At 37.9% G+C, this 23,977-nt stretch carries 25 protein-coding genes and 4 tRNA genes; 1 reads left to right on the forward strand and 28 read right to left on the reverse strand.

Annotation, left to right across the window (positions count from 1 at the left end):
- Nucleotides 1-32 precede the first annotated feature (32 nt).
- The 24 genes from rlmH to SB717_RS29190 all read right to left on the reverse strand — a co-directional run bounded on the left by rlmH (nt 33) and on the right by SB717_RS29190 (nt 19,741).
- Nucleotides 33-512: a 23S rRNA (pseudouridine(1915)-N(3))-methyltransferase RlmH gene (gene rlmH, locus SB717_RS29075; RefSeq protein WP_074681894.1), complete on the reverse strand. Its 480-nt coding sequence runs from the start codon at nt 510-512 to the stop codon at nt 33-35.
- Nucleotides 513-595: 83 nt separating this feature from the next.
- Nucleotides 596-754 carry a CxxH/CxxC protein gene (locus tag SB717_RS29080; protein ID WP_013059901.1) on the reverse strand — a complete coding sequence of 53 codons (159 nt, stop codon included), beginning with the start codon at nt 752-754 and terminating at the stop codon, nt 596-598.
- A gap of 73 nt (nt 755-827) precedes the next feature.
- Nucleotides 828-2,060, reverse strand: coding sequence for a S1C family serine protease (locus SB717_RS29085; protein WP_410906070.1), 1,233 nt, complete (start codon nt 2,058-2,060; stop codon nt 828-830).
- A gap of 57 nt (nt 2,061-2,117) precedes the next feature.
- Nucleotides 2,118-2,912, reverse strand: a complete 795-nt coding sequence (locus SB717_RS29090; protein ID WP_013059903.1) for an MBL fold metallo-hydrolase — start codon at nt 2,910-2,912, stop codon at nt 2,118-2,120.
- Between the two features lie 18 nt (nt 2,913-2,930).
- Complete coding sequence (locus tag SB717_RS29095) at nt 2,931-3,710, reverse strand: two-component system regulatory protein YycI (RefSeq protein ID WP_098621163.1); 780 nt, start codon at nt 3,708-3,710, stop codon at nt 2,931-2,933.
- Nucleotides 3,697-5,064 carry a YycH family regulatory protein gene (locus SB717_RS29100; protein WP_028411920.1) on the reverse strand — a complete coding sequence of 456 codons (1,368 nt, stop codon included), beginning with the start codon at nt 5,062-5,064 and terminating at the stop codon, nt 3,697-3,699. The genes SB717_RS29095 and SB717_RS29100 overlap by 14 nt, the downstream gene beginning before the upstream one ends.
- Complete coding sequence (gene walK, locus SB717_RS29105; RefSeq protein WP_014457685.1) at nt 5,055-6,962, reverse strand: cell wall metabolism sensor histidine kinase WalK; 1,908 nt, start codon at nt 6,960-6,962, stop codon at nt 5,055-5,057. The genes SB717_RS29100 and walK overlap by 10 nt, the downstream gene beginning before the upstream one ends.
- Before the next feature lie 6 nt (nt 6,963-6,968).
- On the reverse strand, nt 6,969-7,676 hold the full coding sequence (gene yycF, locus SB717_RS29110) for a response regulator YycF (RefSeq protein ID WP_013085552.1): 708 nt from the start codon (nt 7,674-7,676) through the stop codon (nt 6,969-6,971).
- Nucleotides 7,677-7,938: 262 nt separating this feature from the next.
- A tRNA-Phe gene (locus SB717_RS29115) sits at nt 7,939-8,011 on the reverse strand.
- A gap of 4 nt (nt 8,012-8,015) precedes the next feature.
- Nucleotides 8,016-8,091, reverse strand: a tRNA-Asp gene (locus SB717_RS29120).
- Between the two features lie 35 nt (nt 8,092-8,126).
- Nucleotides 8,127-8,198: transfer RNA gene (locus SB717_RS29125), tRNA-Glu, on the reverse strand.
- 15 nt (nt 8,199-8,213) lie between these two features.
- Nucleotides 8,214-8,286, reverse strand: a tRNA-Lys gene (locus SB717_RS29130).
- A 169-nt stretch (nt 8,287-8,455) separates the two neighbouring features.
- A complete protein-coding gene (locus SB717_RS29135) occupies nt 8,456-9,742 on the reverse strand; it encodes an adenylosuccinate synthase (RefSeq protein ID WP_013085553.1) in 1,287 nt (428 codons plus the stop codon).
- 187 nt (nt 9,743-9,929) lie between these two features.
- The gene (gene dnaB, locus SB717_RS29140) at nt 9,930-11,294 is read right to left on the reverse strand and encodes a replicative DNA helicase (RefSeq protein ID WP_013059909.1); all 1,365 of its coding nucleotides are present in this window, start codon (nt 11,292-11,294) and stop codon (nt 9,930-9,932) included.
- A 115-nt stretch (nt 11,295-11,409) separates the two neighbouring features.
- Nucleotides 11,410-11,859, reverse strand: coding sequence for a 50S ribosomal protein L9 (gene rplI, locus SB717_RS29145; protein ID WP_013059910.1), 450 nt, complete (start codon nt 11,857-11,859; stop codon nt 11,410-11,412).
- A complete protein-coding gene (locus tag SB717_RS29150) occupies nt 11,856-13,829 on the reverse strand; it encodes a DHH family phosphoesterase (RefSeq protein ID WP_013085556.1) in 1,974 nt (657 codons plus the stop codon). The genes rplI and SB717_RS29150 overlap by 4 nt, the downstream gene beginning before the upstream one ends.
- 36 nt (nt 13,830-13,865) lie before the next feature.
- Nucleotides 13,866-14,813 carry a YybS family protein gene (locus tag SB717_RS29155; RefSeq protein WP_410906074.1) on the reverse strand — a complete coding sequence of 316 codons (948 nt, stop codon included), beginning with the start codon at nt 14,811-14,813 and terminating at the stop codon, nt 13,866-13,868.
- Nucleotides 14,814-14,951: 138 nt separating this feature from the next.
- Nucleotides 14,952-15,191 (reverse strand): 30S ribosomal protein S18, encoded by a 240-nt coding sequence (gene rpsR, locus SB717_RS29160; protein WP_013059913.1) that lies wholly within the window; start codon nt 15,189-15,191, stop codon nt 14,952-14,954.
- Between the two features lie 66 nt (nt 15,192-15,257).
- Nucleotides 15,258-15,758: a single-stranded DNA-binding protein gene (gene ssb, locus SB717_RS29165; protein WP_074681898.1), complete on the reverse strand. Its 501-nt coding sequence runs from the start codon at nt 15,756-15,758 to the stop codon at nt 15,258-15,260.
- A 48-nt stretch (nt 15,759-15,806) separates the two neighbouring features.
- Nucleotides 15,807-16,094 (reverse strand): 30S ribosomal protein S6, encoded by a 288-nt coding sequence (gene rpsF, locus SB717_RS29170; RefSeq protein WP_013059915.1) that lies wholly within the window; start codon nt 16,092-16,094, stop codon nt 15,807-15,809.
- 189 nt (nt 16,095-16,283) lie between these two features.
- On the reverse strand, nt 16,284-17,384 hold the full coding sequence (ychF, locus tag SB717_RS29175; RefSeq protein ID WP_013059916.1) for a redox-regulated ATPase YchF: 1,101 nt from the start codon (nt 17,382-17,384) through the stop codon (nt 16,284-16,286).
- 170 nt (nt 17,385-17,554) lie between these two features.
- The gene (locus tag SB717_RS29180; RefSeq protein WP_013059917.1) at nt 17,555-17,752 is read right to left on the reverse strand and encodes a DUF951 domain-containing protein; all 198 of its coding nucleotides are present in this window, start codon (nt 17,750-17,752) and stop codon (nt 17,555-17,557) included.
- 14 nt (nt 17,753-17,766) lie between these two features.
- Nucleotides 17,767-18,660, reverse strand: coding sequence for a mechanosensitive ion channel family protein (locus SB717_RS29185; RefSeq protein WP_074681899.1), 894 nt, complete (start codon nt 18,658-18,660; stop codon nt 17,767-17,769).
- A gap of 67 nt (nt 18,661-18,727) precedes the next feature.
- Nucleotides 18,728-19,741 carry a YkvI family membrane protein gene (locus SB717_RS29190; RefSeq protein WP_410906077.1) on the reverse strand — a complete coding sequence of 338 codons (1,014 nt, stop codon included), beginning with the start codon at nt 19,739-19,741 and terminating at the stop codon, nt 18,728-18,730.
- Nucleotides 19,742-19,827: 86 nt separating this feature from the next.
- Between SB717_RS29190 and yyaC the strand changes: the two genes are divergently transcribed.
- A complete protein-coding gene (gene yyaC, locus SB717_RS29195) occupies nt 19,828-20,448 on the forward strand; it encodes a spore protease YyaC (protein ID WP_410906079.1) in 621 nt (206 codons plus the stop codon).
- A 32-nt stretch (nt 20,449-20,480) separates the two neighbouring features.
- Here yyaC and SB717_RS29200 read toward each other — a convergent pair whose 3' ends face one another.
- The 4 genes from SB717_RS29200 to rsmG form a co-directional block, all read right to left on the reverse strand.
- Nucleotides 20,481-21,350, reverse strand: a complete 870-nt coding sequence (locus tag SB717_RS29200; RefSeq protein WP_013059921.1) for a ParB/RepB/Spo0J family partition protein — start codon at nt 21,348-21,350, stop codon at nt 20,481-20,483.
- A complete protein-coding gene (locus SB717_RS29205) occupies nt 21,322-22,104 on the reverse strand; it encodes a ParA family protein (protein ID WP_028409764.1) in 783 nt (260 codons plus the stop codon). The genes SB717_RS29200 and SB717_RS29205 overlap by 29 nt, the downstream gene beginning before the upstream one ends.
- Before the next feature lie 117 nt (nt 22,105-22,221).
- A complete protein-coding gene (noc, locus tag SB717_RS29210; RefSeq protein ID WP_071270107.1) occupies nt 22,222-23,097 on the reverse strand; it encodes a nucleoid occlusion protein in 876 nt (291 codons plus the stop codon).
- 135 nt (nt 23,098-23,232) lie between these two features.
- Nucleotides 23,233-23,949, reverse strand: coding sequence for a 16S rRNA (guanine(527)-N(7))-methyltransferase RsmG (rsmG, locus tag SB717_RS29215; RefSeq protein WP_074681902.1), 717 nt, complete (start codon nt 23,947-23,949; stop codon nt 23,233-23,235).
- Nucleotides 23,950-23,977 lie beyond the last annotated feature (28 nt).

Consider the following 23,977-nt stretch of genomic DNA (forward strand, 5'->3'; position numbering starts at 1 on the left):
CTCTGCTTTTAATGAAAAAATATCCACACGTTCTATTTATGATAAGGTTCATTTCGAATAATACGAAAAGCTCGGTAAATCTGTTCTACTAATACTAGGCGCATAAGCTGATGAGGAAACGTCATCTTTGAAAAAGAAAGAGCTGCGTTTGAACGTTTCATTACTTCGCTGCTTAAGCCAAGCGATCCACCAATGACAAACGCTACTTTACTTTTTCCGTAAGTAGCTAATGAATCAATTTCTTTTGCGAGTTCCTCGGAAGATTTCTGTTTTCCGTTGATAGCTAATGCGATCACATAAGTATCATCTGAGATTTTCGCTAAGATGCGCTCTCCTTCTTTTTGTTTCACCTGTTCCATTTCAGATTCACTTAAGTTTTCGGGCGCTTTTTCATCTGCAAGCTCAATAATTTCTACTTTTGCATAGCTTGATAAACGCTTTAAATATTCTTCAATGCCTTGTTTTAAGTATTTTTCTTTTAACTTCCCAATGGTTATAATAGAGATATTCACAGGCTGTTCTCCTCTCCTTTATCTCTTATCCACAGATATTATCCACATATCCACATGTTATATCCACATTTTGTATAAGAATATTAGTTCCCTACTACATATACAGCTTCATTGTCACAATATTCGCAGCTTTTTTTGTCAGTTGAGTTTTCTATTTTTTCAAAAACTGGTGCTAGCTCAATCTCATCTACCATTACATCCAGCGCTAGTTCTGTGTGTTCTAAACAGCAATATATCTTCATGTATTTATCTTCCTTTCTCTATTCTTTTCATTAAAAAACCACAGGAGTTTATCCCCTGTGGATAACTTTTCTTTTACTTCATTTGACGCGTTAATTTTACTTCTGTGGATTTCTTTTTGCCATCACGATAGAACGTTACATTCATTTTATCGCCAATTTCTTTTTCAATGTAGAGGTGTTTGCGAAGTGTCGCAATATCCCTTACTTTGCTGTGATCTAGCTCAACAATCACATCATATTCTTTCAACCCAGCTTTAGCAGCTGGTGAACCTGGCTCGACTTTTAGAACAGCGACTCCGTTCACTACATCATGCGGTAACTTAAGAGTTTCTTTTAAATGATACCCTGATACCTCACTTAATGATAGTGTACTAACTCCAAGATACGGACGTCTGACTTCGCCATATCGTTCTAAGTCATTAATAATGGGCCTAGCCATGTTAATTGGGATCGCAAGACCAATGCCTTCTACTGCTTCTTGAGCAATTTTCATGGAATTAATGCCTATTAATTCACCATCAATATTAACAAGAGCACCCCCGCTATTACCAGGGTTAATTGCTGCATCTGTTTGAATGACTTCTGATTGCCAATCAGGATTTCCATCGCCATTCAAATCTTGAGGAATGACACGGTTAACCCCTGAGACAACCCCTTGTGTAACGGATCCAGAAAATTGAAGGCCTAGCGGGTTTCCGATAGCAATCACTGGTTCACCTGCTTTAAGCTTATCAGAATTTCCGAAGGTAGCCACTTTTGTCACGTGACCTGCATCAATTTCAAGAACTGCTAAGTCCATTAAATCATCGCTGCCAAGAATTTTAGCTGATACTCTTGTACCGTTACTGAAGCTTACTTCAATTTCGTTAGCGCCTTTAATGACATGATAGTTTGTCACAATATAAGCTTTATTGCCTTGCTTTTTGTAAATAACGCCTGAGCCCGTCCCGGCATCAGTTCGTTCATCATTCCAAAAGCTTTCAGAGTTCTGGATGTTTACAACTCCTACAACTGCTGCATTGGCTTCGGAAACGGCTTTTGTGACGGCCGTAGTGACGTCAAGAGATACTGACTTTTGAATGGTAGATCCTGTTTGTTCATCTCCATTTTCAGCATTCATCCATCCGTATGGCAAAATCCCGTTCCTCACCAAGGCTGGCATAAGAAGCAGTACAATAAGTGCACCTATAATAGCTCCAATTAGAGCAGAAGCGAAATATCCTCTGCGGCGTTCAGGCGGCCGACTATTCGGCTCTTGGCCTTCATCATAATGTTCCACACTATCACCGAACCCTTCATTTATCATCGTGAATGTCTGCATTCACGTACTAAATGAAGTTATTTTTCGCTTCCTTTCTAGAGACTATACATAAACAATATCAGTTGGTCTTTTTGGATCAGTATCACATAGGAGAATATTGTCCTCTACATTGATGTCTTTTTGTTGTAATACTTGTGCAACCGACATGCGGGCAATTTCCTTCATGTTATTGTCTTGACTCAAATGCGCCAAGTAAATGCGTTTGGTTTGATCTCCAATCACATCTGCCATTGCAAGCGCCGCATCTTCATTTGATACGTGTCCCACGTCGCTCAGAATTCGTCTTTTAATGCTCCAAGGGTAGCGCCCCATTCTCAGCATTTCGACATCATGATTGCTTTCAAATACGTACATATCGCTATTTTTAATCGTACCTTTCATGCGGTCGCTTACATAGCCGGTATCCGTAATAAGGGTTAATTTTTTAGACCCTTGATGAAAGACATAAAACATAGGCTCTGCGGCATCATGCGAAACGCCAAAAGACTCCACTTCCAATTGACCAAACGATTTCGTTTGGCCAATTTCAAAGTGAAACTTCTGTTCCGTATTAATGTTGCCGATCAAGCCATCCATTGCGTTCCACGTTTTTTCATTTGCGAAAATAGGGAGCTTATATTTACGTGCCAGAACACCTAATCCTTTAATATGGTCACTATGTTCGTGAGTCACTAAAATTCCTGATAAATCCGGGATATTGCGATTTACTTGTTGAAAGAGAGCTTCCATTTGCTTTCCGCTCAGCCCTGCATCAACTAGTAAGGAATGTTCTCCATCACTTACTAAAATCGCATTTCCTGTGCTCCCACTCGCTAGCACGCTGAAATGAAGGCTCATTTATCTCACTCCAAATACTTATTTATTTCCTTTTTTAATAATCTGTCCTTCAAAGGCATTTACAAAATAACTTGTATCTCCATTTACAACAATGTGCCAAGTTGGTGCTAAAACTTGAGAATTTAATAACGGCAGATCAAACGTATAGTATCCAAACTCTACGTCTGTCACTTTGTCTTTCTTTTTCAATTCATCCTTCAAAAACAAATTTTCCAATGCTTTTAAAGGGGACAAAACATCCTGCTCATCATCTAACGTTTTCACAGAACCTAGCATCGTTTGTTCATATGAAACAATTTCACCTTTATCATTTAAATGAGCAATGATCATGCCGTTTTCATTGTCATAGATTTTGTGCTTCTTATATTGTTGAAAGAATGTAACTGTTTTTTTCTCTTTATTAACGTTCCATAGCTCATAATCCTCACCCGAGAGCACATATCGTTTTAGAAATTGATTTAGCTTTGCTTTTGTATTTTTTTCAGGCACTGAAAAAGGTTTATCTAATACGCTTCGAATTGTTTTTTCCTCAAGCAGCGCTGCTTTTTGTTCTTTAAGCTTTTTTAAATCTTCATCTTTGAACAGTTTGCTTTTAGCATTTAACGACGAAGCTTCCTTCACATCTGTAGGTAAATGTTTGTATTCAATGCCTTCACTCGTTAATTGTTCTTCAACGCTCGACTCTACAAATAGAGAGTACTGATCTTCTTGATGAGTTTTAAAAATCTGATAGCCTAAGTAAATATTAAGAATCAAGAAAGTGAAAATAAAGATGGTTTTTGTTCTATTCCAATCCATCGTTATCGCCTCCTTCGGTCGGCGGTGCAATTCGATACCATTTGCTATTATAATAATAAAACCAAGAAGGAACGAGTTTGACAGAGTTAGAATTAAACTCAACCGTCTTTTCACCGGTTTTTGGCTGCTGTGACACTTCTTCTAGCTGATAGCCTATTGAAATATCTTTTAACAGGTTCGGGTCAAAGTTTTGGTGTTTTTCAATTAATTGAATCACCTTTTGAGATGACTGCAGCTTTTCTACACTCGAGTCCTGTACTCTTACAAAACGATAAAGAGGGCGACGGTAATTTAAAATCTCCGCATTTCCCCATCTCTGATATATTTCAGTCATTCCCTGATTGCTGTACACGGGATAGTTATCTTTATAATAACGATAGCTAATTTCTTTTGTAATACGATTCCAGCTGTTGAACCTGTAATTAGATTCCGTCCAGCCGCCGTGGTCATTAACAAAGCTAAAGCTGCGATTTATTAAATTATAATCTTCCATTACCTCGGTCGTGGAATTTACAAGATTCACATATTCCATCACATCTGTCTTCGTATTGACATTAATCACTTTTGTACCTTCGGTGTAGACATCTCGGTTTGTAGACGTTTCTTTCCGTGCATAGTCTGGGTTGTTAAAAAGCGCTTCCTTATATTTCTCAATATCTAAATGCCTCATGCTCGTATAGTAGACTTCACTATTCATCGTGATATTGTTTTCCGGAAGGAAGATATACCGATTTTTGTTTTCTTTATATACAAGGCTCGGGGCATACGTACGTTTCATTTTATCTTCTAATTCTTTGATATCATCTTTGGCCAAATTCTTGACTGTAACCGAATAAATCTTTTTTTGCTCATAATTCACAAGATACACGCTCACGAAAAAGGAAGGTGTACGCTTAATTTTAATGAGTACACGGTCAAATGTTTGATTAGGCAAAGACGTTTGAGAAAATGAAAAAAGCTGTTGGAATGTTTTTAACGGCAGCGCGTCTGGATACAGCACTTCAATAGAATTACTTCCATGGACATAATTTAAAAATCCATCAGGAGAAATAGCATCCGAAACGTCCGTCACATTCGAAAATTTCCACTTTTTCATTTCATTTACCCATTTGTTTACATCATCTTCGTCGTGAGACATGTAGTGATTATCGTTTCGATGATAGAGAACTTCTGTTGGAAGAATATGATCTTCTATTTTACTTTTTGAACTCACTTCAACTTCCTGCAAATGTTGATTTTTTGAAATGACCTTATAAGAAGGCTGATACGTCCATATATGATACGTCATAATTAAACTGGAAGCGACGAGAACAACTAAGATGGCCGTTTTGATATGTTCATATCTCATTCCCATTCGTCATCATTCTCACTTTCAATCGGAAGAGTAAAGTAAATCGTTGTTCCTTTTCCTTCCTGACTATCTGCCCAAATGCGTCCATCATGTGCTTCAATAATTTCCTTGGCAATAGCAAGCCCTAATCCTGTTCCGCCTAATTTACGCGTTCGTGCTTTGTCTACACGATAGAAGCGTTCGAAAATTTTAGCTAAATTTGATTTTGGAATTCCCATACCTTGGTCTTTAATGCTCACAACGATTTCATGCGTATGCTGAGCAATTGAAAATGTAATGGTTCCGCCTTCAGGTGAATATTTTATTGCATTGGAAATAATGTTATCTAATACTTGTGTAATTTTATCTTGATCGATAGCGACATAGATTGCTTCATTCGGCAAGTCGCGCACGAATGAAATACCTTGTTCAATTGTCATTTCAAAGCGATCAATAATGTAATGATAGAACTTCACAAAATTGATTGGGTCACGACTAAATCGGTAGTCTTGGCTATCTAGCTTAGATAATTGAAGCAAGTCGTTAACGAGACGAATCATTCGCTCTGTTTCCGTTTGCGTTACATTTAAAAATGTTGGAGCTAAATCCTTATCTTGCCAAGCTCCGTCTGCAAGCGCATCTAAATAACTGCGCATCGTTGTTAACGGCGTACGCAATTCATGTGAAACATTCGCTACAAATTCTCGGCGATCTTGATCAATTTTCTCCTGCTCTGTAATGTCATGCAAGACAATGATAATCCCGTTAATAAAACCGGTCTCTTTTTGAATAGCGGAAATGGTAGCTCTTAAAATAAAAGGATCCGATTTTGTACTAAAGTCCAAAATTAATGACTCTTGATTAGCGAGCAAGCTTTCAAACGTATGCGTTTCTTCAAGATCTAATAGGGAAACAACTGGGTCAGACAAAACCGTTTCACGTGAAACATTTAGCATAGCTGCGGCTGGATCATTAATTAAAATTACTCTTCCCTTTCGATCCGTCGCAATAACTCCGTCCGTCATATGAGCTAATACTGAACTAAGCTTACGGCGCTCCCCTTCTGTTGTTGCCTGTGCTTCTTGAAGCTTTCTTGTTAAGTTGTTGAATGTGAGAGCTAGCTGACCAATTTCATCATACCCGTATACCTTAGCTTTTCTCGTAAAATTCCCTTTGGCCATCTCAAGTGCTTGTTTTCTCATTTCAGACATTGGACGAGTAATCGTCTGAGCTAAAAACACGCCTAAAATAGCTGTAATAAAAAGAGCAATCACCGTACCTGCTTTAAAGATCTGATTGATATTACTCATTTGATCGTAAACAGGCTCCATGGAAGCTGTTAAGTAAATAGCACCTAAGATTTCTTCGCTAGACTGAACTTTTCCATTTTTATTAGTTGAATTTGATTGACTGGCACCTACTTTATCCTGTAAACGAATAGGCTGTATCATAACTCTGATTCGCTGTCCGCTTTGATCAACAAATACATTATCAGAGTTCGTTCCTGCTAACAACGCATTTGTAATCGCTAAATCATTAGTCTTTTTGCCTATGATCTGTTGAGGATTTGAGTTCGATGTAGCAATAATTCTTCTATTTTGGTCAATGACTCTTACTTCTGAGATGTCATTCATATCATTTGAAGCTAAGTTGGGTCTTGAAGCAAAATCTCGTAAAATAGTCTTTAAGTCTTCTTCAAGAGTGGGTGAATCATCATCACGATTTTTCACCATTTCTTGTCCAATATTATACGTCAGCAAGTCTGTCCGCTCTTGAAGAGACGTTCGAAAGTTGTTAACTAATTCTTTTTCTAATTGTCGTGCAAAATAGACCCCAATAATTTGCATCGCAATTAAAATGAGCAGCACATAAATCAATACAAACTTTAAATGAATAGATTGCAGGAGCCTTACTTTCTTCATCTAAAATTACTCCTGCTCTGGGCTGCGTAAATAATAGCCTACTCCACGTCTTGTTACAATCCACATTGGATGGCTTGGATTATCTTCAATTTTTTCACGTAATCTTCGAACTGTTACATCTACCGTACGCACATCACCAAAATAGTCATAGCCCCATACGGTTTGAAGCAAGTGTTCACGCGTCATGACTTGCCCAATGTGCTTCGCTAAATAATGCAGTAGCTCAAATTCACGATGAGTCAGTTCAATCGTTTCTCCGCGCTTAGACACGATATAAGCATCTGGGTGAATAACAAGTGCTCCAATTGTAATTTCATTCGTTTCACTTTCTTCTGTTGGAACAGCTACCTGCTGATGTCTACGTAAATTAGCTTTTACACGTGCTAATAATTCACGCGTACTGAACGGCTTAGTTACATAATCATCTGCACCTAATTCTAGACCTAAAACTTTGTCAATTTCAGAGTCTTTTGCTGTTAACATGATAATTGGCATATCATATTTTTTACGCACTTCTCGGCAAACTTCCATTCCATCTTTCTGAGGAAGCATAATATCTAATAAAATCATTTCAGGCTGGACTTCTTCCACTTTTTCAAGTGCTTCCACGCCATCATAAGCACAAAATACTTCGTAACCTTCTTTTTGCAAATTAAACTTTAAAATATCTGCAATCGGCTTTTCGTCATCTACGACTAAAATACGTTTATCCATGATCATCGTTCTCCTTTATTAGTTGAAGCAAAATATAAAAGATAGTATTCATACTGTTTGAATACCGTAGTTTTATTATACTTGATAACCCTTGAAACGTCACAAGTTCATCCTCTACTATACATGAAGATATATGATTTTCAACCATCTCTAAATACAAAAGTAATATATTACCACAAAAGAGATACAAAGCAAATAACGTTTTCTTTTAAATGTAAATAAAAGAAAAAAGCATGACTTTAAATAAAGTCATGCTTTTTGATGGCTCGGGACGGAATCGAACCGCCGACACAAGGATTTTCAGTCCTTTGCTCTACCAACTGAGCTACCGAGCCAAAATGGCGGTCCCGACGGGAATCGAACCCGCGATCTCCTGCGTGACAGGCAGGCATGTTAACCGCTACACCACGGGACCTCAGTCTATATGCTATGTATTAAAAATATTAAAAATGACCCGTACGGGATTCGAACCCGTGTTACCGCCGTGAAAGGGCGGTGTCTTAACCGCTTGACCAACGGGCCACGTTGTAACAAAAGTGAGCCATGAAGGACTCGAACCTTCGACCCTCTGATTAAAAGTCAGATGCTCTACCAACTGAGCTAATGGCTCATGTTATATCTCTTAGCGACGTTTATTATAATAACATGATATTTCATATGAATGCAATAGTTTTTTTAAAACTTTCTTTTGATTATTGAGCTTTTTTTTTAAAACCTTGTTAACAAAGCACCAATTATCAATAAAAAAGGTTAGCTCACGAGGAGCTAACCTTTTTTATTTAGCTATATACACCACGTAATACATTTGTTTGTGTACGATCTGGACCTACAGAGAAAATAGATAAAGGAATACCTGTTAATTGAGACACGCGCTCTAAGTAGTGGCGAGCGTTGTCAGGTAACTCATCTAATGTTTTCACACCCGTAATATCTTCTGTCCAACCTGGAAGCTCTTCATATACAGGTTCGCATTCTGCAAGTGTTTTTAAGCTAGCAGGGAATTCTTCCATAACTTCCCCTTTGTAACGGTAAGCTACACAAATCTTTAATGTCTCAATTCCCGTTAATACATCAATTGAGTTTAAAGATAAATCTGTGATTCCGCTAACGCGACGAGCATGACGTACAACTACACTGTCGAACCAACCTACACGGCGAGGACGACCAGTTGTTGTACCATATTCACGTCCTACTTCACGAATTTGATCACCGATTTCGTTTGTTAATTCCGTTGGGAAAGGACCGTCACCAACACGAGTTGTATACGCTTTTGATACGCCTACAACGTGTTTGATTTTAGATGGACCTACACCAGAACCAATTGTTACTCCACCCGCTACTGGGTTTGAAGATGTAACAAATGGATATGTTCCTTGATCGATATCTAACATAACACCTTGAGCGCCTTCAAATAGTACACGACGACCTTCGTCTAACGCATCATTTAATACTACTGATGTATCAACAACATATTTTGCAACTTGTTGACCATACTCATAGTACTCATCTAAAATTTCTTCTAATGTAAAGCCTTCTACTTCATACATTTTTTCAAGAAGGCGATTCTTTTCAGCTAAGTTTTGTGTTAATTTTGCTTCAAATACTTCACGGTCTAGTAAATCGGCAATTCGAATACCAACACGTGCTGCTTTATCCATATAAGCTGGTCCAATACCTTTTTTCGTTGTACCAATCTTATTTTCACCTTTACGTTCTTCTTCAACTTCATCTAATTTTAAATGATATGGAAGAATCACATGAGCTCGGTTACTAATACGTAAGTTTTCTGTTGTTACACCGCGATCATGTAAGTATTTTAATTCTTGAACAAGCGCTTTTGGATCGACAACCATACCGTTTCCAATTACACATGTTTTGTCATTATAAAAAATACCTGAAGGAATTAAATGTAACTTATAAGTTTCACCATTAAACTTAATTGTGTGACCTGCATTGTTCCCACCTTGGTAACGTGCAATCACTTCTGCATTTTCTGATAGGAAGTCTGTAATCTTCCCTTTTCCTTCATCTCCCCATTGTGTTCCTACTACAACGACTGAAGACATATCTTAAGCACCTCCGCTTAGTAAGCAACAGCTCACTACGACATAATTTAACCATGGATAAGTGTATCAATTTATCACGCTAAAGTCAATTAAATCCGAACGATTTAACAAAAGTTATTACAAATATATCGTATTTTGCAGAACGAATGCGATAACAATAAAATAAAACCTCTCATATTGAGAGGTTTTATGCACCAGGCGGCACTCCTGCGTCATCAAAGCGCCGCTCGAGATTAACGAATTTATTGTACTCTTTTACGAAGGCAAGCTGTACGGTTCCAACTGGACCGTTACGCTGCTTGGCTATAATAATCTCGATAATATTTTGATTTTCTGTATCTTTTTCATAATAGTCTTCACGATATAAGAAAGCTACGATATCGGCATCCTGCTCAATACTTCCGGATTCACGGATATCAGACATCATCGGTCGCTTATCTTGTCTCTGCTCTACTCCACGAGAAAGCTGTGATAAGGCGATAACAGGAACTTCTAATTCACGGGCTAAAGCTTTTAACGCACGCGAAATTTCAGATACTTCCTGCTGTCTGTTTTCTCCGCTTCGTCCATTTCCTTGAATGAGCTGTAAGTAGTCAATTAAAATCATCCCAAGCCCGCCTTCTTGCTTCAAGCGACGACACTTAGAACGAATTTCACCTACTCGAATACCCGGTGTATCATCAATATAAATCCCTGCATTGGACAAAGATCCCATTGCCATCGTGAGCTTTCCCCAGTCATCGGCTGTAAGCGAGCCTGTACGCAGCCTTTGTGCATCAATATTTCCTTCGGCACACAGCATCCTCATAACAAGCTGCTGAGCCCCCATCTCTAAACTGAAGATTGCTACGTTCTCATCCGTTTTCGTTGCAACGTTTTGCGCAATATTTAAGGCAAAAGCCGTTTTACCTACCGATGGACGGGCCGCTACAATGATTAAATCATTTCGCTGGAACCCTGCTGTCATTCTATCTAAATCACTAAACCCGGTTGGGATACCTGTAATGTCACCTTTTCGATTGTGAAGAACTTCGATATCATCGTACGTTTGTACAAGTACATCTTTGATATTTTGAAACACACCGCTGTTTTTACGCTGTGCTACTTCTAAAATGTTTTTTTCCGCTTCATTTAATAAAACTTCTACTTCGTCTTCCCTTGCATATCCTTCTGAAGCAATATGCGTTGCAGTACGAATTAGACGGCGTAAAATCGACTTTTCTTCTACGATTTTACCGTAATACTCTACGTTTGCAGCCGTTGGAACAGAGTTAGCTAAATCACTTAAATACGATACGCCGCCAACTTCTTCTAAGATTTTTTGGTCAGCTAATTCAGACGTTACCGTTACCAAATCAACCGGTTCACCTTGGTCAGAAAGTTTCAGCATACATGTAAAGATTTTCTGGTGCGATGCCCGGTAAAAATCTTCAGGTATCAGCAGTTCAGATGCTAAGGTTAAAGAAGAAGGCTCTAAGAAAATGGCCCCTAATAGCGCTTGCTCTGCTTCAATATTCTGAGGCGGAAGACGATCAGCAAAAAGATCACTCATATTTCTATGCCCCTCTTATATTCTTTCGTATTTTCTTTCATCATAAATGTTGGCGCGAACAAATACAAGTCCGCGCCAACCCTTTATATTATTTACCTATTTTTCAGTCGTACGTTTATTTTTGTTCAGTCACGTGTACCTTTACAGTAGCCGTTACTTCTGGATGTAATTTAACCGGTACATTTGTGTAGCCTAATGCGCGAATGGCATCATTTAATTCAATTTTACGCTTATCTACTTTAATTTTGTGTTTTTTCTTTAATTCTTCAGCAATTTGTTTGCTTGTGATAGAACCAAATAAACGGCCACCTTCACCAGATTTTGCTGTTAATTCAACTGTTAGTTCTTCAAGAGTTGCTTTTAACTCTTTGTTTGCTTGAAGTTCTGCAGCTGCATCTTTTTGCTCTCTATTTTTTTGTGCTTCTAATACTTTCACATTACCGCCTGTAGCTTCAACAGCATAACCATTTTTTAATAAGAAGTTATGTGCATAACCGTCTGAAACATTTTTCACTTCACCTTTTTTGCCTTTTCCTTTTACATCTTTTAAGAAAATTACTTTCATGATCTTCTACCTCCATCTAAGTACTCATCAATTGCTTGTTTAAGCCGTTCTTCAGCTTCATCCAAACTAATGTCTTGGAGCTGAGTAGCAGCATTTGTTAAGTGGCCTCCGCCTTGGAGACTTTCCATAATAACTTGTACATTGATATCTCCAAGCGATCTAGCACTAATACCAATTAGATTATCCCGCCGCTTAGAAATAACAAATGAAGCAACCACTCCGCTGATTGAAAGCAGCGTATCTGCAGCCTGCGCAATTAACACTTGATCATACATTTTGTTTGGTTCAGCTCGTGAAATGGCAATACCTGCTGTATAAATCTCTGCATGTTCAATAAAGCGTGCTCGCTGTACATATTGCGTGATATCTTCTTTTAAAAACTTTTGAACAAGAACCGTATCTGCGCCTTGAGAACGTAAAAAGGACGCTGCATCAAACGTACGAGATCCCGTCCGTAATGTAAAGCTTTTTGTATCGACAATAATACCGGCTAAAAGTGCCGTTGCTTCTAGCATATCAATTTTAAATCGTTTTGGCTGGTATTCAAGAAGCTCAGTAACGAGTTCAGCTGTGGAGGAAGCATATGGCTCCATATAGACAAGAAGAGGATCTTCGATAAAGTCTTCTCCTCGTCTATGATGATCAATGACCACGACATTTTCAATACGATTTAATAACCTTTCTTCAATAACGAGCGATGGCTTATGCGTATCTACTACTACTAAAAGAGTATCATCACTCACAAGATTCAAGGCTTCTTCAGGCGTAATAAATCGCTCCCACAGGCCTTCTTTCTTTTTAATCTCTTCTAGCATTCGCTGAACACCTGTATCGATATGATCAGGATCTAATACGATAAAACCGTCTTTCTGGTTTACTTGCGCTACTTTTAATATCCCAATAGCAGCTCCTACAGCATCCATATCCGGATATTTATGACCCATGATAATCACTTTTCCACTCTCTGTAATGAGCTCTTTTAGCGCGTGAGAAATAACTCTTGCACGCACGCGCGTCCGTTTTTCCATTGGGTTTGTCTTGCCCCCAAAGAATTTCACTTTTCCATTCGGCTGTTTAATGGCTACTTGATCTCCGCCTCGACCTAAGGCTAAATCCAAGCTAGATTGAGCTAAAGCACCCAGCTCAGGTAAATCAGCAGCACCAGCTCCGATACCAATGCTTAATGTAAGCGGTATATTTTGTTTAGACGTCTCTTCTCGAACTTGGTCTAAGATAGAAAATTTACTTCGCTCTAGATGAATTAAGATTTGTTCATTCATAATCGCAATAAATTTCTCAGAAGACGTACGTTTAATAAAAATACCGTATTCTTGAGCCCAGCTATTTAACATAGAAGTTACTTGGCTATTCAAGTTACTTTTAACTTGATCATCCATTCCTTGTGTTAGTTCATCATAATTATCTAAAAAGATAATGCCTAAACTTGTTCGTTCTTCTTCATACAACTTTTCGATTTCTATTTGCTCTGTAATATCAAAGAAGTACAGTAAGCGCTCGTCTCGTTTAATCACCACTTTGAATTTCCGATCATGCAACGTGACAACTTCTGTTTCCACTTCTTGTTTGATCAGTGGAATAATACTCTCTGCTACATCGTATAATGATCTTCCCACTAGTGTGTCTTCACCGAGACAAGATGCTAGAAAAGGATTGGTCCATTCAATTTGATATTCATCATTAAACAGCATAATCCCAATCGGCATTTCCATTAATGCCTCTTCGCCTACTTTTTTCAGCCGATGAGACAGCATTGAAATATAGGTTTCAAACTCATCGGACAGCATTCGCTCCATTCTCATGTATAGAAAAAGACAGGCTAATAGTAATATAAAGCCTATCATTCCTATGATCCAATTATGATAGGTCACGATACCTACTAAAATCAGGGCTATACTATACAATGAGTAAAATGGATAGCGAATGACATTCTTTTTTGTAAAGACAGGCATCCATTTCAGCTCCTACTTTTTTAAGTTCCACAACATCTACTTTTTTGTGTCTAATTGTTTTCTTAAATTAAATCCTAAATCAATTATACCTAAGATGCGCACAATTTGAAGGATAATTGGAATAATTAATGCTAAAATTGTTACAACAATTGGAATTGCTTTCGCATACCCTTTTTGATGTGAGAAATAGAAAATAAAAGAGATCCCTTGTAACACGACTAGCATTTGCAACAGTGCAAGCATATTTAAAATTACAATATACATGAAAGATCCTTGTTCAAAATTAAACATCGGAAAAGTCAGTATCAATGCGATTAAATAATACCAAAGAATACTTTTAGGTAATTTTAATGTACGAATAGGAGGGAATTTTTCCACTTCATGACCTAACCGCTTTAATATAGGTGCAGCTATAGCCTGAGTAATTAGTGAAAATACTGCACCTACGACTACTAAAAATGTTGGAATTATATATTTTAACATGGAAATAGAGTCTTTTGTTTTTTCAATTTGCTGCTGACTTACACTCTGACCTAAGCTTTCCGATAACTTTATACTTCGATCGATAGACTCATTCACTGTAGTAGCCCATTGATCAGCCGATAGATTTATATGTAATAACGAGATTGTTAAGACAAACCATAATAAAAATCCAAATGCGAAGGCAATGGTACCTCCTAATAAAGTAATATACCTTGACTGCTTTTTAGCATAAAGCACACCTATCATTGTTCCCCCTATTCCAAATATAAAGGTAATAGGTAATGCTTTTAACGTTCCAAACAAAACAGTCAATAAGACCGCTACGATAAAAAAGAGGACAGATTTTCCGAATCCATGTCTCATAGTAAAAACGATAAAGGGTACACCTAATACGAAAGCCAAAACCACTCCCAAAAGAGGTACATAGAGGGACGCTAACATCAGCGCAACAAACAGCGCTAAAAGAGCTGCTCCTTCTGTAATATATCGAATTCCTTTCACAACTTCACCTCGTTGATATAGACTATTATTTATTTTATCGATTCAGTTCATAAGAAGCAACTATTTGACAAAAGAGCACCTATGTAATGTAAAAAGAGGCAGTAAGGGAATCCTTACTGCCTCTTTTTGTACCGTTCATTATTCACCAGAAACATATGGTAATAATGCCATTTGACGAGCGCGTTTGATAGCGATCGTTAATTTACGTTGGTATTTAGCGCTTGTTCCAGTTACACGACGAGGTAAAATTTTACCACGCTCTGAAACGAATTTTTTAAGCATATCTACATCTTTGTAATCGATGTGAGTGATGCCGTTTGCTGTGAAGAAACAAACTTTACGACGTCTGTTGCGTCCACCTTTACGTCCACCTGCCATTTTGATACGCCTCCTTCCGCTTAAAAGTTTCTATAAAATTTTATACTCCGGATAACCTACTGCGAATTAGAACGGTAAATCGTCATCTGAAATGTCAATTGCCTCGCCATTATTTGCAAATGGATCATCATCAACGCGAGTATAACCTTGATTACCTGAGTTACGGTTCTGATTATCTCCAAATGGAGAGCCTTGTCCAGATCCTCCAGTGTTAGCAAAGTTACTGCGTTGCGTATCCCCACCGCCACTTTTCGGCTCTAAAAATTGCACACTTTCCGCTACAACTTCCGTTACGTATACGCGACGACCGTCTTGTCCTTCGTAACTGCGAGATTGTAGTCGACCATCAACACCAGCTAAACTTCCTTTTTTAAGGAAATTGGCTGCATTTTCAGCCTGACGACGCCATACAACACAGTTGATGAAGTCAGCTTCACGTTCACCTTGCTGATTTGTAAATGTGCGGTTTACCGCTAAAGTGAATGTTGCAACCGCTGCTCCACTCGGGGTATAACGTAATTCAGGATCTTTGGTTAAGCGTCCTACGAGAATTACGCGATTCATCATCAGAACCACTCCTTAAGGAAATAAAACCCAATTTATTTAAACGTTTAATTATGCTTCTTGTTTAACAACGATATGACGGATAATGTCTTCGTTGATTTTCGCAAGACGATCAAATTCAGAAACTGCTTCTGAAGTAGCCGCCACGTCAAGAATCATGTAGTAACCGTCACGGAAATCATTGATTTCGTATGCTAAACGACGTTTACCCCATTCTTTAACATTTGCGATTTCAGCACCATTATCAGTTAATACGCCGTTAAAGCGCTCAACTAATGCTTTCTTTGCTTCGTCATCAATGCTTGGACGGATGATGTACATTACTTCATACTTTCTCATCACTGTCACCTCCTTTTGGTCTAACGGCCCGAAACGGGCAAGGAGCAATAAAATATTACTCACGAATTAAAATTATAGCACACTACCATAGGCAAAGCAATACGCATTGCGGGCTGTTTCGTAAATATATGCTAATATTTTCGCCAACGACAAAAGCCGAAAGAAGGTATCTTCTTTCGGCTTTTAATCTTATACGTTAAAGCGGAAATGCATAACGTCTCCGTCTTTTACGATGTATTCTTTTCCTTCTAAACGTACTTTTCCAGCTTCACGAGCTGCTCCCATTGTTTTGGCAGCTAATAAATCCTCGTATGACACCGTTTCTGCACGAATAAATCCACGTTCAAAATCTGTATGAATAATACCTGCACACTCAGGAGCTTTCATACCTTGTGTAAACGTCCATGCGCGTACTTCTTGCTCACCAGCTGTAAAGTACGTAGCTAATCCAAGTAAATCATACGCTGCACGTACAAGCTGATCTAGACCCGACTGTTCAATGCCTAGTTCTTCAAGGAACATTGCTTTTTCTTCTCCTTCAAGCTCAGCGATTTCAGATTCAATGCGTGCGCAAACAACAATCACTTCTGCACCTTCACTTGCCGCATACTCGCGCACTTTTGCTACATATTCGTTAGCAGATGCATCGGCTACTTCATCTTCAGAAACGTTTGCTACATAAAGAATAGGTTTGATCGTTAGCAAATGAAATTGTTTTACTAATTTCATTTGCTCTTCTGTAAATGATACAGCACGAGCTGGCTGATCACTTTCAAATGCATTCTTTAGTTTCTCTAGAATTTCGTATTCATACATTGCTTCTTTATCTTTTTGTTTAGCCATTTTTTGAACACGGCCAATACGCTTCTCTACCGTTTCTAAATCTGCTAAAATCAACTCTAAATTAATTGTTTCAATATCGGAAATAGGATCTACTTTTCCTGAAACGTGCGTGATATTTTCATCTTCAAAACAACGCACAACGTGACAAATTGCATCTACTTCTCGAATATGAGATAAGAATTTATTTCCCAGTCCTTCACCTTTGCTAGCACCCTTTACGATTCCAGCGATATCTGTGAACTCAAATGCTGTTGGAATTGTTTTTTTAGGTTTTACAAGCTCTGTAAGTTTTTGAAGACGATGATCAGGTACTTCTACAATACCTACGTTAGGATCAATCGTACAGAAAGGGTAGTTCGCAGATTCTGCGCCCGCTTGTGTAATTGCATTAAATAATGTTGATTTTCCAACGTTAGGAAGACCAACAATTCCAGCTGTTAAAGCCATATATTTATTCACTCCTCTTTATATATCCGAAACAAGTTAACCTGTCACAATTATAGTGAGTCAACTTTTGAAATACAAGTTTGATAAAGAACCTTTAGCCGCATGGCGTTAGGGTGCTTCATTTTGTCCCACCTTACAGTATAAGGCATAAACATAGAAAATGCATGAGGTTATTCCTCATGCTTTACAAGAATTTTTTTCATTTTACGTGCAAAATCACGTCTTGGAATCATTACGCTATGGCCGCAGCCTTCACACTTAATACGGATATCCATTCCCATTCGAATGATTTTCCATTCATTTGTACCGCAAGGATGAGGTTTTTTCATTTCCACAACGTCATTTAAACCAAATTCTTTTTCCGTCATCAGTTCTCTCCTCCTTATGTCCCTTTCAACGTCGACGAATGCTGTGCTTCTTCTGTACGATTATACATAACCATACGAGGAAATGGAACTTCAATGCCATGTTCATTTAGCCTTGTACGCACTTCTTTACGAATCATACGAGAAATATGGAAATGTCTCATTGGTTTTACTTCGCTTGTAATCCTCATTGTGACTTCAGTTGCATGGATATTTTGAACACCCAGCAATTCAGGCGTTTTAACCATATCTTCATAGCGATTTGGCAATTCTTCTAACAGGTCTAAAATTACTTGTTCTGCTTTTTGTATGTTTTCTTCATAAGAAATGCTTACATCAACGAAAGCTACGCTGTTATGTAAAGAAAAATTAGTGACCTCCACAATACTGCCATTGGGCAAAATATTAATTTCGCCTGTCCAACTCTTAATCTTCGTTGTGCGTAACCCAATTTCTTCCACAGTCCCCTCAAATGTGCCTACTCGAACATAATCGCCAACGGAGAACTGATCTTCAAAGATAATAAAAAACCCCGTGATGATGTCTTTCACTAAGTTTTGAGCACCAAACCCTACCGCGAGCCCTACGATTCCAGCACCCGCTAGCAATCCACGGACATCTACCGATAATGTTTCTAAAATCATAACTCCCGCAACGAAATAAATAGCATAAGAAAAAATATTCTGAAGCAAACGGACCATCGTAGCTTCTCGTCGCTCAGAAATACGCAGAGGGCTGTTTGTGCGAACCTCTACAAATTTATTTAACGCTTTCTTTCCAACCCGAATTAAAAACATGGAAATAAGCAGAATCAACAGAATTTTTATAAATCCCTCTCCAATATGTGCCCACGTTTCTTCTTGAAAAAATGGCTCAAACACGTTCTTAAAAACTGACTTCAACGAATTCATACTACATGTAGCTCCTATCGTAACATAATCTGCATACGAGAAAGTTTTAATCTATTGTAGCAATTTTCTACGAACTTTTGTAGCGATTTCGAAATGGATACAATAGAACGGCTGTTACTAAAAATAAATTGACGATTCCATACATTGGATATAAAACGGCAATCAAAGTAGAAAAACCTAACTTTGTAAAAGGAATCATTAAAAGTAGCCAGCAGGCTGCCAGTTTCCAAAGAGATTGCACCCTTTTCGTATGAAAACGAGCGGTCAGTCCTAAGATTCCCGATACGGCTGTTGTATAAATTGCAATGAGCAAAACAATGCTCATTAAAAACAGCATCGTATAAGGAAAGTCTTTAAGAATAGCGAATAATGGAATTTCATAAGAAGAAAGAAGGCCTGAAACTTGAATAAGCGATTCATTATAAATAAAGGAGAGCCCTCCTAATAAAAAACCACTGCCAACACTTGCAATATAAATCTCTTTTTTACTTTTAATTTCCTTTCCAATTGTAGATAATACCGCGACAAGAGGGAGAATATTTAAAGCCGTAAAGGTAAAAGCAGCAGGCCAATTATGCTGAAGATGCCAATCAGTTACCCCAGGATGACGTAAAACAAATGTAAGAAGTACGCCAGCTAGTCCAATCATTAAGATTGGCATAACGAAAGAATTGATAGAAAGAAGCCCATTTAATCCTCTCGAAAAAACAAAGACGATAAACGCACTAAGAGCGCCAATTCCCCACCAGTAAGGAACATGCCACATTTCCAATGTCGCTCCACCGCCCGCAATCATAATTACTGTTGTCGTAAACAAATAAAAAACGATTAAAACATCATAGGCTGCAGCCCATTTCTTTCCTATTAATTCAATTAGTACTGGGTAAAATTGATTGGTTTGGTAGCGATAGCTGATTTGCATAATCACATTGCAAGAAATCGCAAAAATAATAGAAAATAGAAAAATAGCAAGTCCGCTTTCTTCACCAAAAAACTGCCATAGTTCTCTTCCAGAAGCATATCCAGCACCTATCATCGTTCCCATAATTAAGAATATCCATTTACACCCGGCTCTCCACATCGATTTTCCCCCAATCCACGAAATATATGTATAGAATCTTCAAAATCTTCGTATACTGTTACTATTATGTATAAGGAGTGGACCCTATGAATTTAAAATCTCCCTTCTTTGAGAAGACACAACATTCAACCCGCGTATTTCATGATGAAGAATCTGCTACAAAGAAGCTGAGTACACAGTTACTATCTTTACTTCCAGCACAGAAAGACAGACCAATTGTTTTTGTATGTATTGGAACGGACCGTTCAACTGGGGACTCACTGGGTCCATTAGTCGGAACAAAACTAAATGAAAAAAAGGTTTCATCTTTTCATATTTTCGGAACGTTAGAAGAGCCTGTTCATGCGGTTAATTTGAAAGAAACGTTAAAGCATATTCAAAAGCTTTTCCCGAATCCTTTTATTATTGGAATTGATGCTTGCTTAGGCCGTATGAAAAGTGTAGGATCTGCATCACTTGGAATAGGCCCCGTCAAGCCTGGAGCAGGTGTTAATAAAGAATTGCCGCCAGTCGGAGATATTCATATAACAGGGGTTGTCAACGTGAGCGGATTTATGGAGTTTTTCGTCTTGCAAAATACGAGGCTTCACCTCGTTATGTGCATTGCCGATTTAATTGCGAAAAGTATTGAGACTGCGCACAACGAACGAAAAAAAGAGTTTAATAATTCTTCGGTTTACCAAACGGTAAGACAATATAAACAATAAAAAAGGTTGTCCTAAAACTAGGACAACCTTTTTTATACAGAAGATTTGTTAGTCTGAGAAAGATCGTTAAATAATTCAAGAAGACGGTTTAAATCTTCTTTAGAGAAAAATTCGATTTCAATTTTTCCTTTTTTCTTACTTTGTGTAATGTGAACGGAGGTACCAAAACGTTCACGAAGCTGTGTTTCACTTTGTTTTATAAATAAATCTTTATCTTTTTTAGTTTTTGATGTTTCACGTGGAACGGCTTTATTTAAGTGGGCAATATAAGCCTCTAACTGTCTGACATTTAATTGTTCCTTGCGTATTTTTTCAACAACTTTAGGCAGAAGCGCTTTATTTTTCAAACCGACTAGCGTACGCCCATGGCCCATAGACAATTCATTAGTAGAAATGAGGGTTTGAATTTCCTCAGGCAGTTGCAAGAGACGAACATAGTTAGCAATATGAGGTCGGCTTTTTCCTAGTCGTGTAGCAAGTTGCTCCTGTGTCATATCGAGCTTATCCATAAGCAATTGATAAGCGGTTGCTTCTTCAATTGGCGTCAAATCTTCACGCTGTAAATTCTCTAACAAAGCTAGTTCCATCATTTGCTTTTCTGAAAAGTCTTTTATAATGACAGGAACAGTAGCAAGGTCGGCTTCTTTAGCAGCTCTAAATCGTCTTTCACCCGCTAAGATTTCATAGCCTTTAATGCTTTTGCGAGCTACAATAGGCTGTAAGATGCCGTGATGTAAAATGGATTGCTTTAACTCATTAATTGCTTCTTTATTAAACGTTTTACGTGGTTGATAGGGGTTGGGTCTGAGTTCGTGAATAGCAACTTCCTGAATTGAATCATCAGCCTGTGCATCTAAGCCTGAAAATAAGGCATTAATTCCTTTCCCTAATCCTTTCGCCATTATAAATCACTTCCTTTGCAAGTTCCGTATAAACTGCGGCCCCTCTAGATCTTGCATCATATAAGATAATTGGTTCACCATGACTAGGTGCTTCGCTTAAACGAACATTTCGAGGAATAATCGTTTGATAAACGCGATCCTGAAAATACTTCTTCACTTCTGCTGTTACCTGCAGTCCTAAGTTTGTTCGTGCGTCAAGCATAGTCAGCAATACACCTTCGATACGCAGTTGATTATTCAAATGTTTTTGGACTAATCTAACGGTATTTAGCAATTGACTTAACCCTTCCAGCGCATAATATTCACACTGTACAGGTATTAAAACAGAATCAGCTGCCGTTAACGCATTTAATGTCAGTAAACCAAGAGAAGGGGGACAATCAATAATAACATAATCAAAGTGATCTTTCACCGTTTCCAAAGCTCTCTTAAGTCGAACTTCACGTGAAATAGTCGACACTAATTCAATTTCTGCACCAGCTAATTGAATGGTCGCGGGAATAATTGATAAATTTTCGACGGCCGTTGAACGAACAACGTTTTTGGCTTCCATATCTTCCACGATTACATTATAGATACATTCATCTACATCTGCTTTATCTATGCCAACTCCACTCGTAGCGTTACCCTGGGGATCTCCGTCTACAAGTAGAACCTTTTTTCCTTGTTCAGCTAAACAAGCTCCTAAATTAACAGCGGTTGTTGTTTTTCCAACTCCGCCTTTTTGATTCGCAACTGCCACAATTTTCCCCATGTTGTCACCTACTTTCATTTCCATCCCATTTGTCCAGACAGTTTAATTGTTCATTGAATTTTCTGACGAAAAACTTTGATAAAAAAGCCTCATCAAAAAAAGATGAGGGCTATTTCTTTATTTTTTCGGAATCTTAATAGTAAACTGAAAATATTCATCAAACTCTTCTTCCTCCGTGTTTAATGAAATACCGCTGTCACTAACCATTGTCAACGATTGACGAATTGTATTCATTGCGATACGCGTATCTTTACTAAACGCTTTTCTTTTTGCTTTTGGCTTTTTAACCTGCGTTTCTAACAATTTAACTACTCGATCTTCCGTTTGTTTTACATTTAATTGTTTTTCAATAATCTCAGCTAATACTTGAAGTTGTTTTTCTTGATTTTTGAGGGGAATGAGCGCTCTTGCATGTCGCTCTGTAATCAATTTTTGTTTGATTGCTTCTTGTATTTCAACAGGAAGCTTTAACAAACGAAGTTTGTTTGCAATTGTGGATTGGCCTTTTCCTAAACGTTGAGCTAATGCCTCTTGGGTAAGATTATGTAACTCAATTAACTTTGCGTAGGCTAGTGCTTCTTCGACAGCCGTTAGCTCTTCACGTTGTAAGTTTTCTATTAAAGCCACAGAGGCCGTTTCTGTATCGTTAAAATGTTTCACAATTGCAGGAACCGTATCCCAACCTAAGCTTTGTACAGCTCTCCACCGGCGTTCTCCAGCAATTAATTCGTATTCTTCGCCCTCAGTCGGTCGAACCACAATAGGTTGAATAATACCGTGTGTATGAATAGTAAGAGCTAGCTCTTCAATTTTTGCTTCATTAAACACCGTACGCGGCTGATAACGATTTGGAATAATACTTGAAACTTTAATTTGTTTTACTTCATCTCTTAAAACTTTTTCGACATTTTCATCTTGGACAGTTTCAATCTCTACATGAATATCCTCATCTTTTTCTTTTAAATTAAAAAAACGTGAAAAAGCAGATTTCATAGTCCCACACCACCTTCAGGAAAATCCCGCCTTAAACTAATTCGATGTTTTTTAATCATATCCTGCTTTCTAAACAGAAAATATAGAGAAGAAAATGTTTCATATGAAACATTTTCTTCTCTATATATTTACCGCCTACTCTAATGGAAGCTTAACTGGGGTACCAGGTTTTCTAGGATATTTTTTAGGCGTTTTCTTTATTTTATCTATTAAAATAATGTAACGTTCACTTTGCTCCAAAGGCAATTGGAAATGTTCAATCGACTTCACTTTTCCACCTAATACTTGAAATGATTTTTCCCCATTTTTTAATTCCTCGGGGGCAGAAGCACCTTTCATTGCTAAAAAGCGTCCTTGTTCTTTAACAAGCGGTAAGCAAAATTCATTAAGAACCGAGATACGTGCCACAGCTCTTGCTGTTACAAGATCGAATGACTCGCGAATCGTTTCTTTTTTACCAAATGTTTCAGCTCGATCATGACATAGTGTGACATTATCTAGTCCAAGCTCATTTACAAGATGCGTTAAAAACGTAATACGCTTTTGTAACGAATCAACGATTGTTACATGCAAATGCGGGAAGCAAATTTTGATCGGAATACTTGGAAAACCTGCTCCTGCACCTACATCACACATGGATTCAATTTCTGTAAAGTCTTGAAAAAAAGCAGCTGAAATAGAATCGTAAAAATGCTTTTCATACACTTCACCGTGATCAGTGATAGCAGTTAAATTCATTTTTTCGTTCCATTCTACTAAAACTTGATAATACTTTTCAAATTGATTCAGCTGTTTAGACGAAAGAGAAATTCCCTTTTCTTCTAATAGCTGTTGAAACTGTTGAATATTCATTGAGTTTCCCTTTCTTCGCGCCTAAGAG

Source organism: Priestia sp. SIMBA_032 (assembly GCF_046535215.1).
Lineage (GTDB): Bacteria > Bacillota > Bacilli > Bacillales > Bacillaceae_H > Priestia > Priestia aryabhattai.